Annotated in this window: 11 protein-coding genes; 9 read left to right on the forward strand and 2 right to left on the reverse strand. The window is 45.6% G+C overall.

Annotation, left to right across the window (positions count from 1 at the left end):
• Window positions 1-33 precede the first annotated feature (33 nt).
• From IUA53_RS07180 to purF, 9 genes are all read left to right on the forward strand, one after another.
• Window positions 34-1,236 (forward strand): 4-phosphoerythronate dehydrogenase, encoded by a 1,203-nt coding sequence (locus IUA53_RS07180; RefSeq protein ID WP_196898899.1) that lies wholly within the window; start codon window positions 34-36, stop codon window positions 1,234-1,236.
• 35 nt (window positions 1,237-1,271) lie between these two features.
• Window positions 1,272-2,288, forward strand: a complete 1,017-nt coding sequence (locus IUA53_RS07185) for an aspartate-semialdehyde dehydrogenase (RefSeq protein WP_196898902.1) — start codon at window positions 1,272-1,274, stop codon at window positions 2,286-2,288.
• A gap of 420 nt (window positions 2,289-2,708) precedes the next feature.
• On the forward strand, window positions 2,709-6,311 hold the full coding sequence (locus tag IUA53_RS07190; RefSeq protein WP_196898904.1) for a FimV/HubP family polar landmark protein: 3,603 nt from the start codon (window positions 2,709-2,711) through the stop codon (window positions 6,309-6,311).
• A gap of 61 nt (window positions 6,312-6,372) precedes the next feature.
• Window positions 6,373-7,164: a tRNA pseudouridine(38-40) synthase TruA gene (truA, locus tag IUA53_RS07195; RefSeq protein WP_044447875.1), complete on the forward strand. Its 792-nt coding sequence runs from the start codon at window positions 6,373-6,375 to the stop codon at window positions 7,162-7,164.
• A gap of 303 nt (window positions 7,165-7,467) precedes the next feature.
• The gene (accD, locus tag IUA53_RS07200; protein WP_044057441.1) at window positions 7,468-8,313 is read left to right on the forward strand and encodes an acetyl-CoA carboxylase, carboxyltransferase subunit beta; all 846 of its coding nucleotides are present in this window, start codon (window positions 7,468-7,470) and stop codon (window positions 8,311-8,313) included.
• Complete coding sequence (gene folC, locus IUA53_RS07205; RefSeq protein WP_196898906.1) at window positions 8,313-9,611, forward strand: bifunctional tetrahydrofolate synthase/dihydrofolate synthase; 1,299 nt, start codon at window positions 8,313-8,315, stop codon at window positions 9,609-9,611. The genes accD and folC overlap by 1 nt, the downstream gene beginning before the upstream one ends.
• Before the next feature lie 31 nt (window positions 9,612-9,642).
• Window positions 9,643-10,275, forward strand: a complete 633-nt coding sequence (locus tag IUA53_RS07210; RefSeq protein ID WP_196898909.1) for an SPOR domain-containing protein — start codon at window positions 9,643-9,645, stop codon at window positions 10,273-10,275.
• A gap of 131 nt (window positions 10,276-10,406) precedes the next feature.
• Window positions 10,407-10,895, forward strand: coding sequence for a CvpA family protein (locus tag IUA53_RS07215; RefSeq protein ID WP_044057439.1), 489 nt, complete (start codon window positions 10,407-10,409; stop codon window positions 10,893-10,895).
• A gap of 14 nt (window positions 10,896-10,909) precedes the next feature.
• Window positions 10,910-12,433, forward strand: coding sequence for an amidophosphoribosyltransferase (gene purF / locus IUA53_RS07220; protein WP_196898910.1), 1,524 nt, complete (start codon window positions 10,910-10,912; stop codon window positions 12,431-12,433).
• A 64-nt stretch (window positions 12,434-12,497) separates the two neighbouring features.
• On the opposite strand, the gene IUA53_RS07225 is transcribed toward purF, so the two are convergent.
• Complete coding sequence (locus tag IUA53_RS07225) at window positions 12,498-13,097, reverse strand: Yip1 family protein (protein ID WP_196898913.1); 600 nt, start codon at window positions 13,095-13,097, stop codon at window positions 12,498-12,500.
• A 144-nt stretch (window positions 13,098-13,241) separates the two neighbouring features.
• Entirely contained in the window at window positions 13,242-14,027 is a 786-nt protein-coding gene (gene miaE, locus IUA53_RS07230) for a tRNA isopentenyl-2-thiomethyl-A-37 hydroxylase MiaE (RefSeq protein WP_044057436.1), read from the reverse strand.
• Window positions 14,028-14,239 lie beyond the last annotated feature (212 nt).

The raw sequence follows: 14,239 nt of genomic DNA on the forward strand, positions 1-14,239 counted from the left end.
ACTATTCATTGCGTTTGCGTTAAACTTACGCCCATGAAAATACTTCTTGAAGACACGATCCCATTTGGATGTGAATACCTTGCCCCATTAGGAGAGGTAACAACTTACGCTTGGCAAACGCTCAGTAAAGACGCGATAAAGCAGGCCGACATTATGGCCATTCGTTCTACCACGCAAATTAACCAGCAAACTATTGCCCCTTGCCCTCAACTTAACTTTGTGACCACAGCCACGGCTGGCACCAATCATATGGATACTGATTGGTTAGACTCACAGGGGATAACGTGGGACTCGGCTGGAGGCTGCAACGCCGTGGCTGTGGCTGAATATGTGGTGAGCACCGTGTTGCAAGCGCACAAAGCCAATATCATCAATATTGAACAGTGTACCGTAGGTATTGTAGGTGCAGGCCATGTGGGTACGGCGTTAAGCAAATTACTAGATGCACTTAACATACACTATAAATTGTGCGATCCGCCTCTGGAAGCTCAAGGTGATAGTCGCGAGTTTTATAAGCTTCAAGATATTCTAACCTGTGACGTGATTTCGCTACATGTACCATTTGTGAAGTCAGGGCCTTTTGCAACGGGGCATCTCATTGACGCCGACGCGTTAGCTCAAATGTCGTCATCGCAATTGTTTATCAACGCATGTCGAGGGGAAGTGGTAGACGAAGCTGCCCTTATCGCTCGCTTAAGCCAAGAAAACCCACCTATCGTAGCGCTTGACGTATTTGCTAATGAGCCAAATATAAATAGGGGGCTATTAGCACTGTGCTGGCAGGTAACGCCGCACATTGCGGGGCACTCGGTTGAAGGGAAGGTGCGCGGTACCCAAATTATTTACGAACAAATTTGCGCTATAGCGGGCAAGCCCGTACAGAAAAAACTGAGCGATGTGTTGGAGGTTCTTGCGCCTACAAGGGTGGCATTGACAAACAAAGATGCAGATTCGCTTACCACGGAAGACTTGACGGCGTTATTTTTATCGGTATACGACGTGAAAATAGACGACGCCGCCATGCGTGACGCACTTAGCCCGCTTTCTACATTGTCAAATGACACTCGCGGAGCTACCGATGACCCAGCACCTGCACTAGCAAGCCAATTTTCAACACTGAGAAAGCAGTATCGCGTGCGCCGAGAATGCAGCGCTTATACCCTCATTTTGCCGGAAGGCACAAGCAATGGCATTAAGCAGCAGCTAATGGCATTGGGTTTCGCGATACATCAATAAATTAAAGACGTAAACCAGTTAGGAGTTATACCACTATGTCACAAGCCTTTGATGTTGCCGTATTAGGAACGACAGGTCTCGTTGGGCAGACCATGATAGAGCTTTTAGCCGAACGAGGCTTTCCAATAGGCCGCTTGTACCCATTGGCAAGTGAACGTTCTGCAGGCACCACAGTGACGTTTAAAGGCGAAGATATTGAAGTGTTAAACGCAGATACCTTCGATTGGAGCCTGGTACAATTGGGTTTCTTTTCAGCGGGTGGTGATATCTCTGCTCAGTTTGCCCCCTTAGCTGCCGAGTCGGGCTGTATTGTTATCGACAATACCTCTCACTACCGTTACGACTATGATATTCCGTTAGTTGTACCTGAAGTGAATGCACACGCATTGGCCGATTTTAGAAACCGCAATATTATTGCGAACCCAAATTGTTCAACCATTCAAATGATGGTGGCGTTAAAACCTATTCAAGATTCAGTGGGTATTGAACGTATCAACGTATGTACTTACCAGTCTGTTTCTGGTGCTGGAAAATCAGCGATGGAAGAACTTGCCAAGCAAACCGCCAGTTTGCTTAACGCCCGCGAAGTCAAAACTGAAGCCTTCAGCCGACAAATTGCGTTTAATGCTATTCCGCAAATTGATGCGTTTCAAGATAACGATTACACCAAAGAAGAAATGAAAATGGTGTGGGAAACGCAAAAAATCATGGGCGATGATAGTATTTTAGTAAACGCTACAGCGGTACGAGTGCCTGTTTTTTATGGTCATGCTGAAGCCATTCATTTAGAAACTCGTGCACCTATAGACGCCGAGCAAGTTAAGCAGTTGTTGGCCGATGCGCCTGGGGTTACGCTGTACGAAGGCGCTGAACAATTTCCCACCCAAGTGAGCAGCGCCAGCGGAAACGACAGCGTGCATGTTGGGCGAGTAAGAAACGATATTACTCACCCTTGCGGGCTAAACCTTTGGGTTGTGTCTGACAACATTAGAAAAGGGGCCGCGACCAATAGTATCCAAATTGCTGAAACACTCATTCAAGATTATCTGTAATATAAGGTGAGGTGCCCGAAGGTAGGTACAGACAGGGCACCTCAATTTTTAACCTCGGTGGGTAAACATTTTGCCGGCCTTGCCGATAACAAATATATCGATATTCAACAAATAGATAGCGAAAAGATGAGGGCTAACTAGATTGGTCTGGATAACTGGTTTATAGTTTTGTAAACACATAATACATTTATGTTGCTACTTCTAAGGGGTATCACCCCCATTTTGTGGAACGCAAAAACGGGTGAAGTAGGGGCGTAACAAGGTTGATAGCCTCAAATATTCATGCGCGAGTGCTATTAAACAATAAGAATAAAAGTCGTTAATTGTTAACTGCGCTGATAAACAACCCAGTAACAATGAAGACAAAAGCACGGCTTCGTATTCAGCACGTGTTGACGCTTGAGGGCATATAGGATTGCTATGAAACTGCATTTAACGGGCTTACTTTTATTTACACTGTTTTTCACAGCCCCACATATCAATGTTTATGCACAGGAACGCGCCACGCAATTAAAAGGGCCGAAAGATGCGACGGATCAATATTCAGGTTTAGAATATGGGCCCATAGACGCACAAGACACCTTGTGGAGAATTGCCGAACGTTATCGCCAAAATAATAACCTCACGGTTTATCAAGTGATGGCAGCGATTTACGAATTAAATCCCAACGCATTTGAACAGCAAAATCTGAATTTACTGGTAGAAGGCGCCACATTAAAACTGCCCTCTGAACGCTATATTGCCAGAATCAGCCCCCAGCAAGCACGCATTCGTGCTGAACGAGACGATAGAGAATTTGCCGAACTACTGAACCAGCCTGGTAGCAGCGTGCGAAATATTAAGCCGCCATCGCCGTTGGTGAATCAAAACGACTTAACCCAAACCCAGTCAGATATAGAACGTAAAATTACTCGCTTAGATGCAGAGCAAACTCGTCAGTTTGATGAGTTGCGTATGCAGTTCGCCGCCTCACTCGAAAATGTAGAGGCGCTGCTGAATGAAAATCGTAAGTTGTACGATAGGGTTGATCAGGTTAACGGTGAACTTGAGTCGTTACGCGGCCAGGTGGAAGGTGACGTCAAGCAGCAGCTTGACACACAAGTGGCATTGCAAGAAGAACTTCTGGCAATGATGCGAGCCGAACAGGCACAGCGAGAAGCAGAGAAGAATGCTTCGTTCCTTAACGCGTTAATGAGCCCCATCACGTTAATTATTGCCACAGGCTTAATTACCCTTTTATTAGTCGTGGGTCTCATTGTATGGCTACTTAAACGTAAACCTAGCGATGCTCAATCGGCTCCGGTAACAGACGCAAGTGTAAGTGACTCTGTACCAGTTCCTGATAACGAATTAGACGATCTTGCCACCGCAATTGCCCCTGATTTAGATGATAAAGCCGAACTTAGCGACGACGAGCTATTTAATGACGACGACCTTCTAGACGACGTTCTAACATCAGAGCTAGAAGATAGCTTAGACAGTGAATTAGAAACCTTTGCTGACTTAGAAGATGACATGTTAGTGCCTGACGATGATTCAGACGAGCTGTTTGAGGCAGGCGCTGACGAACTGGATCAAAATGAACTAGACAGTTTGTTTGACGACGATGATTTGTCTGACAAAGTGCTAAGTGAGGATGATGCAGGTAGTGATATTGATGGTTTCGATTTATCTGGCGACGATGATGACGTAGAAGGAATAGACCTTGACGCTGACCTTGACGACGACCTTAATGACGGCTTCACTGATGACTCAGATGCCGACATGGATGATGTTAGTGGCGACCTAGATGGGGATGGTAGTTCTGATGGCGATTTAGACGACTTTGATATTGACGATATTCTTAATGATGCCCAGAACCCGCCAGAAGAAACCCCAGCAAGCGATAATGACGTTGATAGTAATTTCGATATTGATGACATTGACGATATTCTTGCGGCAGAGTCTGCATTACCCGATGTAGATGATGAAGACGACAAGCCTGAAATCAGCATTGATGATCTTTTAGACGAGCATGCACCAGAGCCCAGCTTAACTGACGAATTAGACAGCAAAGACGACCTCATTAATGAGGAAATGATTGATAAGCTGGATGATGAAATTAACCAGCAGAATAATGAACTGGATAAAATCACTGACGATTTGCTTAATGAGATTGAGCAAATTGAGATGATGGGCGGCTTAGACGACGAAGATGAAGAAGCGTCTGAAGATGACGAAATTGAAATAGAGCAAACACCGCCTTCACCGCAATCTATTCAAAGCTTAGATGCGATTACTGATGACTTAGATGATGTTGATGTCGATGAAATCGATGTTGAGAACATGGAAAATGCAGATGAGTTTACCGACCCGCTTTCAGACGATCTCATTGCAGAGCTACAAGCGGAAAGTGACGATGCTGATTTCGATGAACCCAGTGATGACACGCCAGAAAATGACGCAGGCACGACGGCAGATGCTTCAGAGGGCGAGAGCGCCCAAGGTGAAAGCGAAGACCTAGATGATGCGTTAACCGATGAGTTGTTAGCCGAATTAGAGTCTGAAATTGAAGCAGAACCTGACATTTCACCCGAGCAAGAACAAGAGGCTGATGATAGCGACACACCGTTAGGGGAAGAAGAAGATTTAAGTGACCCCCTTACTGATGAATTACTCGCTGAATTAGAAGCCCAAGAAAACGACAGTGAAGCAAAAATAGACGAATTGTCGGATGAACTGCTTAATGAATTAGAGACCGAAGAACAGGGTGATACTGAGCTGGAAGAGCTTGGGGATGCGCCGGAGACATTGGCGGAAGATGCTGATTTTAATGAAGAATTACTTGGCAGCGACAGCCAGTTAGAAGAGCCTCCTGCAGAAGCAGAAGCAGAAGCAGAAGCAGAAGCAGAAGCAGAAGCAGAAGCAGAAGCAGAAGCAGAAGCAGAAGCAGAAGCAGAAGCAGAAGCAGAAGCAGAAGCAGAAGCAGAAGCAGAAGCAGAAGCAGAAGCAGAAGCAGAAGCAGAAGCAGAAGCAGAAGCAGAAGCAGAAGCAGAAGCAGAAGCAGAAGCAGATTCCCCCTCTCCCGATCCGTTGGAAGACGCGTTGGCTGAATTCGATCAGCAAATGATGGATGATATACCTACATTTGGTGAAGCAGACGATACACTTGCAGAGCCAGAGCCAGAGCCAGAGCCAGAGCCAGAGCCAGAGCCAGAGTCTGACTTTGATGACAGCATCTTAGACAGTGCATTTGATGACATTGATGAGTTCGAGCTAGAGCAGGAACAAGACGGTGTGTTATCAGAGGCTGATATTCCTGAGCCAGAGTCTCTCGACACCACAAATGATGCACAAGACAGCGAGTTGGCAGATGTGCCTGGGTTGGATGATTGGCTATCCAACGAAGACAGTGATGACACAGATAACACTGGCGACGAAGCACTGCGCCCAGAAAACATTTATGACGAACTAGACAGTGAAGACTTTGATGAGTTACTGGAAAGTTTAGAAGCAGACACACCTAGTGTAGAACCTGAATTAGATGCTGAGCAAGGCGGCAATTTAGACAATAAGACAGTGTCTGAAGAAGAGAATAATCAAGCGCCTGTTGCACAAAGTGAAACGGACAAAAGCCCCGAAGAAGAGGCATCACTGCAACTTGATAACCCCGATTTAGACCTAGCCGCGTTACTCAACGACGTGGAACCAGTAGGCGACGAGGCAGCACCACGAACGCCCCCTGAAGAATTTCTCGACGTAGATGCGTTAATGGACGAAGGCGGAGACGACGGCGATATCGACCCTGATACCGCTGAATTAGATTTAGATGTGAGTTTGTCTGACTTTACCGGTGTAAACGACAATGATGCGGTTATCGATATTGACAAAGACGCCGGCCAAAATGCAAACCTCGATTTAGCCCGTGTTTACATTGAAATGGACGACGTCCCCGCCGCGAAAGAATTGCTAGACGAAGTGGTGTCGCAGGGCAGTGAAGAACAAAAACAAGAAGCTGAATCTATATTGAAGTCCATCAGCTAATTGCATGTTGCAAGCGGTATGACTAAACTTAGCGGCTTTTCAATTTAGAGGTTTCAAAACAATGGGGCGAATTGCCTTAGGCATTGAATACGATGGGGCTGCCGTATATGGTTGGCAACGTCAACGAGAAGTGCCAAGTGTACAAGAGCATTTGGAGCGCGCCTTATCTACCGTGGCGGATACCACAATAGAAGTGCAGTGCGCTGGTCGCACCGATGCCGGTGTTCATGCCACGGCTCAAGTCGTGCATTTTGAAACAGAAGTTCAGCGCCCCTTAAAGGCATGGACTTTGGGTGTTAACGCTAATTTACCAAACGCTATCGCGGTTACCTGGGCGAAAGAAGTGAGCGACGATTTTCATGCTCGCTTTTCTGCAACGCATCGACGTTATCGCTATGTCATCTTCAATGCAAAGTTACGCCCGGCTATATTGCATCATGGTGTGACGCATGTGCACCGTGAGCTTGATGAACAAAAGATGCACCGAGCAGCGCAGGCACTGCTTGGCGAACAGGATTTTACCTCTTTTCGTGCAGCACTTTGCCAAAGTAAAACGCCATTTCGCAATGTCACCAATGTCAGTGTTTACCGCCAAGGCCGATATGTTGTCATTGATATTCGTGCTAATGCATTTTTGCATCATATGGTAAGAAATATCACAGGTTCGTTAGTTGAAATTGGTGCTGGTGATAAACCCGAAAACTGGATAGCAGAGCTTTTAGCCGGTAAAGATCGCAGCCTCGCGGCAGCGACAGCAAAACCCAATGGCCTCTATTTGGTTGATGTGACTTATCCAGACATTCATAACATACCTAAACATCCTCTAGGCCCGCTGTTTCTTGCAGAAAACTAGGGGCCACGATTATGCGGTTATAGGGCGGCTGAGTTCACCACCTCGCTCGCCTTAGCAGCTTAGATTTAGCCGTAAACCCTACCTCGTTTAAGAGGGGCTCAACTTCTTAGACCAGTTTTGTTTTTTCCATTTTCCTGTATTGTGGTCTAATAGCGCGTTATATTAGGTGGTTGTACTAACGTGGCGCGTATATTGATATCGCAAAGCGTCGAGTAGCCGAAATATTCATGCAGCACGGGTAGCCCCGAAAAGTAAAACGCGAATGCTACCTGTGCACTACAAAATACAAAGGATTCATTTTCGATGAGCTGGATTCAAAAAATTCTTCCGCGTACGCAAACATCCACAAAAGGTAATGTACCTGAGGGGATTTGGACTAAATGCGGCTCTTGTCAGGCTGTATTGTACAAAACCGAATTAGAGAAGCTTCAAGAAGTTTGCCCTAAATGCGATCATCATATGCGCATTACTGCTCGTCGCCGTATCGACGCCTTTTTAGATGAGGGTGATAGGGTAGAGCTAGGCTCTGAACACGAGCCACAAGACATACTTAAGTTCAAAGACTCGAAACGCTATAAAGATCGCATTGTGGCGGCGCAAAAAGCCACCAACGAAAAAGACGCCCTGGTGGTGGTAAAAGGTAAACTGAAAGGTATGCCTGTGGTGGTTGCGTGTTTTGAGTTTGCCTTTATGGGCGGCTCTATGGCCTCGGTTGTTGGCGCACGTTTCGTGGCCGCCGTTAATGCATGTATTGAGAACAACACCCCCCTTATTTGTTTTTCGACCAGTGGCGGCGCGCGAATGCAAGAAGCGCTTATGTCGCTAATGCAAATGGCGAAAACATCAGCAGCTTTGGCCAAGTTAAGTAAAAAAGGTTTGCCTTACATTTCTGTGCTAACCGACCCTACTATGGGCGGTGTGTCTGCAAGTTTAGCCATGCTTGGCGACGTTAACGTTGCAGAGCCTAAAGCACTGATTGGTTTTGCTGGCCCACGGGTAATTGAACAAACCGTTCGCGAAAAGCTGCCTGAGGGTTTTCAGCGCAGTGAATTCCTTGTTGAGAAGGGCGCAATCGATATGATTGTTGACCGCAGAGAAATGCGTGATAAATTACACGGCTTGTTACTTAAGCTGCATCATCAACATTAGTGAATACACCAAAAAAATTGCCCACTGCTACTGACGATTCTGCGTTAGAGCAGTGGCTTTCTTATTTAGAATCTATCCATCCTTCAGCCATTGATATGGGCCTCACCCGTGTTGAACAGGTAGCTGAAAGGCTCAAACTTCAATTTGATAATACGTTACTTATTACCGTGGCGGGCACAAACGGTAAAGGCACCACCTGTCGATTCTTAGAGCAAGCCTTGCTTGCGCAAGGGAAGCGCGTGGCTGTTTATGGGTCGCCGCATTTAGTGAGCTACCGTGAACGTGTTCGCTTTAATGGAGAATGGGCTGACAGCCATGCTTTTTGCCAAGCTTTTCAAGCGATAGAAGCGGCAAGGGAAGAGATTACCCTCACGTACTTTGAGTTTGGTACCCTTGCGGCCATAAAAATGATGCAAGACTGGCAGGCCGATGTGGTTATATTGGAAGTTGGGCTAGGGGGAAGATTGGATGCAACCAATATTCTTGACGCAAATTTAGCCGTTATCACTACCATCGATTTAGATCACCAAGACTATTTGGGTGATACAAGAGAGAAAATAGCCACAGAAAAAGCCGGCATTATGCGTGAAAACGGTAAAGCAGTAATAGGTGAGCTACGCCCACCTGACACACTATTTGCGTCAGTCAATGAACGGAATGTTGATGCTGTGTGGGCTCAAAAAGATTTTTATTCCAATGGCAGCGCACCGCTCAATCAACAGGGGCAATGGGACTGGCAAGGAAAGCACTCAATACTGAACAGTTTACCTGCCCCACATATTCCTTTTCAGAATGTATGCACGGCGTTAGCCGCATTAGAAGCGATTGAAATGTTGCCGTCTAACGCTATTATTCAAAACGTTATTGCCAATACCCGATTGCCCGGCAGGCAGCAGCTTTTGCGAAATACACCCAAGGTTGTGGTTGATGTAGCGCACAACCCACAAGCCACGAAAGCGATGCTGTCATGGCTACAAGGTTTTCAAGCAAATAAGATACACGCCGTTGTGGGTATGCTTAAAGATAAGTCTATTGCAGAAACACTTGCGCCACTATCACAACTAAATGCACAATGGTATGTAGCGAGTACCGAGGGGGCAAGAGGCTGCGAGGCAGATGTGTTAACATCGGCGCTTGAAAGTGCAGCGGTGCCGGCGTCAGCCATAAGCCGTTTTAATGGGGTTGCCCCAGCTTACGAATCCGCACTCAAACATTGCGAAAACAACGAACTTGTACTCGTTTTTGGTTCGTTTATTACTGTTGCGGCAGTGATGACACACGAACACCAGCACTCATAGAAAATAAATAAGAAATTATCGGGAGAACACAGTGTCGTCGGCTTTAAAGAATAGACTGGTAGGTACCATCATCATAGTGGCACTTGCTGTAATTTTTTTACCAGACTTTCTAGACGGCAAAAAGCAAACGAACCGTGAGCCTTTTGTTTCTATTCCTGCAAACCCACCTAAAAAGCCCATTGTTGAGCCCGAAGCCTTTCCCACCAACAGAGTGGCTAATGCCGCTCAGCGACCCGTTGAATTAAAAGACGACGTGCCCGTGGACGACATGCTTACGGCAGAAAAAAGCGCTGATGAGATGGGCGAGGGCAAAAACGTAACGGATGAAAGCACTTCGCTACCTCAGCCTGTCGAAGCGACAATCGAAGCAAAAAATGACCTTGCCAGTCAAACCGTTATCGACAAACCGCAAGTCACAGAAGATGCTGGTTGGGTTATTCAGCTAGGTAGCTTCCGTCATGAAAAAAATGTAAAGGGGCTGCTCAATAAACTTGAAAAAGCAGGGTATCGTGCGTTTAGTCGCCGTATTCAGACCAGTTCAGGTCCACTTACCAAAGTATTTGTAGGGCCAGATTTAGAAAAACAAAAATTAGAAGCAGCGTTGCCCCACCTCAAGGAATTAACCGACCTGAAGGGCAAGGTAACCACATTTAAAGTAAACTAAAGCCGAACAAGCTTGGCCGGTAACGAATATTACACATTGGTAATCTTATCGGCTTCTGTTAGAATGCGCGCCATCTCGCCAACGGCACGTTGCTTATCAATCAAAAGTGACAATAACGCAATTTAGAGACGATGAACTGGGTAGACTTTTCCATTTTGGGTATCGTTGCGGTATCTACCTTAATAAGCCTTATTCGAGGCTTTGTTAAAGAAGCCATTTCTTTAGTGGTATGGTTTACTGCACTCTTTATTGCCAGTAATTTTTATGCCGATCTTGCTGTTTACTTCACGGCGTTCGAAGACCCTTATGCACGAAATGGTGCTGCAATTGCGGCGCTATTTGTGGCTACACTTGTGCTCGGTAGCCTACTTAACTTTACCCTTGCTCAGCTTATACAAGTGAGTGGCTTGTCGGGAACAGACAGACTATTAGGTATTGTATTTGGTGCGCTACGCGGCGTACTTGTTGTAAGCGCACTGCTTTTTTTCTTAGACACCTTTACCGCCTCTGCACAATCGCAGTGGTGGCAAACCTCTGTGCTTATTCCAGAGTTCAGTGTCATTATTGAGTGGTTTTTCACTTATATGAAAGGCTCCTCCAGTTTTTTAAATCCCGCTTGATATAGGTAACGCACATGTGTGGTATTGTCGGAATAGTTGGTAAAACGCCAGTGGCGCAGTCACTGTATGATGGATTAACGGTAATACAACACCGTGGCCAAGATGCGGCAGGGATCATGACTATCGACCAAAATATGTTTAATTTGCGTAAGGCAAATGGCTTGGTTCGAGACGTGTTTCATACGCGCCATATGAAAAGGCTATCGGGCAATATGGGCATAGGGCATGTTCGCTATCCCACAGCAGGTACATCAAGCTCTGCAGAAGCCCAGCCTTTCTATGTTAACTCTCCCTTCGGTATCGCTTTTGCGCACAATGGAAACCTAACCAATGCGCATGACCTTCAAGAAGAAGTGTTCCGCATTGCTCGCAGACACATAAATACCACGTCAGACTCAGAATTGTTGCTTAATATTCTTGCTCACGAGCTTCAACAAGTGGCGGGGTTGAGCGTATCTGCTTCTCATATTTTTGAAGTTGTCACCAAAGTACACAAGAAAATTCGAGGTGCGTATGCAGTGGTAGCAGCCATTATTGGCCAAGGTATTGTGGCATTTAGAGACCCCCATGGTATTCGTCCCCTGGCACTTGGTAAGCGTATGAGTGAGTTAGGCGAAGAGTGGATGGTAGCCTCAGAAAGTGTTGCGCTTGATGCTGTTGGCTTTCAATTTATTCGCGACGTCGCGCCAGGTGAAGCTGTATTTATTACCGAAGCTGGCGAATTACATACGCAGCAGTGTGCTGAAAATCCAGTAACCTCGCCGTGTATTTTTGAGTTTGTTTATTTTGCGCGCCCAGACAGCTTTATCGATGGTATTTCGGTTTATGCATCACGGGTGAACATGGGGCGTAAGCTGGGCGAAAAAATCAAAAGGGAGTGGAGCGACCTCGATATCGATGTGGTTATACCTATCCCAGAAACATCTATGGATGTTGCACTACAAATAGCGAATACTTTAGAGCTTCCTTACCGTCAGGGCTTTGTGAAAAACCGCTATATTGGCCGTACCTTTATTATGCCGGGTCAAACCATGCGTAAAAAATCAGTACGTCGCAAACTGAACGCGATTTCCTCTGAGTTCAAAGGAAAGAGCGTATTGCTGGTAGATGATTCCATTGTACGTGGAACGACGTCGGGTCAAATCATTGAAATGGCGAGAGAGTCTGGTGCGAAAAAAGTCTATTTTGCCTCGGCGGCGCCAGAAATTCGCTTCCCGAATGTGTATGGCATCGACATGCCCTCTGCCAATGAGCTTATTGCCTATGGCCGTGAAATAGACCAAATTGCAGAGCTTATTCAAGCCGATGGCCTAATATTCCAGGATATCTCAGACTTAGTGGCTGCGGTTCGAGAAGAAAATGAGGCTATTGGCCGCTTCGAAACATCCGTGTTCGATGGCAACTATATTACTGCTGATATCGATCAAGAGTATTTAGAGCGTATTGATATGTCTCGTGGTGAAAAATCACGAGAAGCGCCAGTGGTACAGGCCGAGTTAAGTAATTTAGATGTGCATAACATTGATGCTGGCGACTAAGTAGGCTTGCACCAAAACCACGTTATAAACGAAACGCCCGCCATTGCGGGCGTTTTAGTATAAGTTAATGGACAAAAACAGGGCCACCAGATAAACCCCAAATGAGCACTGAACCAGTCATTAAAATAACCAACAGCACAAGACCGCACGTCACCACTGAACTGGAATAGATAAACCCTTTATCCTCTGGCATATGCATTAAAATAGGTACGCCGGAGTAAAGCAGGTATACCGAATAACTAATACCAACCAAAAGTGCCGCCATAACTACCCAAAGTTCAGGATAAAGGCCAGCAAAACCCACCATAAATAACGGCGTAGCTGTGTAAGCGGCAAGTTCTAACGATTGCGTGTATGTAGGGGTGGCTTCAAAGGCTTTTGCAAGTTCGTGAATTAATATGGCTAATGCCAATACGCCCATGACTAAACCGGCATACATACCGATTGCCATCATTAACGCACTTTGCTGATCTAATTTAATTAAGTCGCCAGCGCCTATACTCCAACCCGTATGCGCCGATGAATAATAGGCGACAATACTGGGGATAAGCGCAATTATGGCGATATGGGTGAGCGCATACATAGACGTTTCGTGGCGGGTGTCTATGCTTTGCCACTCTTCTTTTGGATGTGTATAAATACCAATTAAGTGATTGAGTATCATAATATTTAACCCTGTTCATCTACATTGTTGTTATTATTTACAGGCTGACGCCCGTGCTCATTTGTTGAATTTAACAAATGATTTACAACTCAGTGTGCTACAAGGTTAATATTTAATCAATCTAATTGTGTGAAAACTGTACCTTTAGCCCTGTGCTTCTAAGGCAGTCGCGGTAGAAAAAGCAGGAACGCCACTATGAAATTTGAAATCGCTATCATCAGACAAAATTAGTTGGGCTTCTACTTCACCAAAAAATGCGACTCGCTCACTAATATCTGCGCCGGCAATATCTTCAGCTAAGGTTAAATAATCCATAAAATGCCGCGCTTCAGAACGAAGTAAAGAAACATAGAAGTCACTTAATCTCTTATCTACATGTGGTGCTAGCTTGGCGAAGCGTTCACAGGAACGTGCTTCAATGTATGCACCGCAAATGAGTTTATCAATTAAGGCTTGCGGCTCGTAAGTACGAACCTCACGGAGCATACCGCGAGCATAACGGCTTGAACCGACAGATTCATACTCAATATTGTAGTCGGCCATAATCTCTAAAACCTGATAGAAGTGATGTAACTCTTCTTTTATCAGCAGCACCATTTTATCGATTAAATCCTGGCCATATGGCGTACCTGACTTAGGGAACATCGATTTATTCAGTTTCTGATGATTTGCAAGCGCCTGCCAGCTACCTACTTTTCGGTAAGTGAAATCTTCAAAGGGCTTTAACCAGGCGAGCAGTGCATCACCGCTTTCTTTATCAACCGCATATTTACGAATAAGGTACATCGCAGATTGAGCGGCTTTTAATTCACACACAAGGTGATCGAGCAGCACAATCGATAGATTTTCTTTTTTAGTGGCTTCTGCTACCCAAGCATCAGGGGTTTCACAGTGTAAAAAAGCGTTGATGGGGGCAAGTAATTCTTTCACAGCAGGCTCTCTATAAAAAAGACAAATCTATATAAGGTTAACGCGCCCGAATTTTACCACAGCTAGCTAATACAGAGACACCCACTAAAAATAAATTCATGGACACCCACCAAATTCATGGACACCCACCAAATTCATGGACACCCACTAAATTCATGGACACCCACCAAATTCATGGACACCCACCAAATTCATAGACACCCATAATAAAT

Source organism: Alteromonas sp. B31-7 (assembly GCF_015767655.1).
Taxonomy (GTDB): Bacteria; Pseudomonadota; Gammaproteobacteria; order Enterobacterales; family Alteromonadaceae; genus Alteromonas; species Alteromonas australica.

Coding starts and splice junctions, on each gene's coding strand:
- IUA53_RS07215 (WP_044057439.1), top strand. CDS start 10,407: ATGAACTGGGTAGACTTTTCCATTTTGGGTATCGTTGCGGTATCTACC.
- IUA53_RS07225 (WP_196898913.1), bottom strand. CDS start 13,097: ATGATACTCAATCACTTAATTGGTATTTATACACATCCAAAAGAAGAG.
- IUA53_RS07185 (WP_196898902.1), top strand. CDS start 1,272: ATGTCACAAGCCTTTGATGTTGCCGTATTAGGAACGACAGGTCTCGTT.
- truA (WP_044447875.1), top strand. CDS start 6,373: ATGGGGCGAATTGCCTTAGGCATTGAATACGATGGGGCTGCCGTATAT.
- purF (WP_196898910.1), top strand. CDS start 10,910: ATGTGTGGTATTGTCGGAATAGTTGGTAAAACGCCAGTGGCGCAGTCA.
- accD (WP_044057441.1), top strand. CDS start 7,468: ATGAGCTGGATTCAAAAAATTCTTCCGCGTACGCAAACATCCACAAAA.
- IUA53_RS07190 (WP_196898904.1), top strand. CDS start 2,709: ATGAAACTGCATTTAACGGGCTTACTTTTATTTACACTGTTTTTCACA.
- IUA53_RS07180 (WP_196898899.1), top strand. CDS start 34: ATGAAAATACTTCTTGAAGACACGATCCCATTTGGATGTGAATACCTT.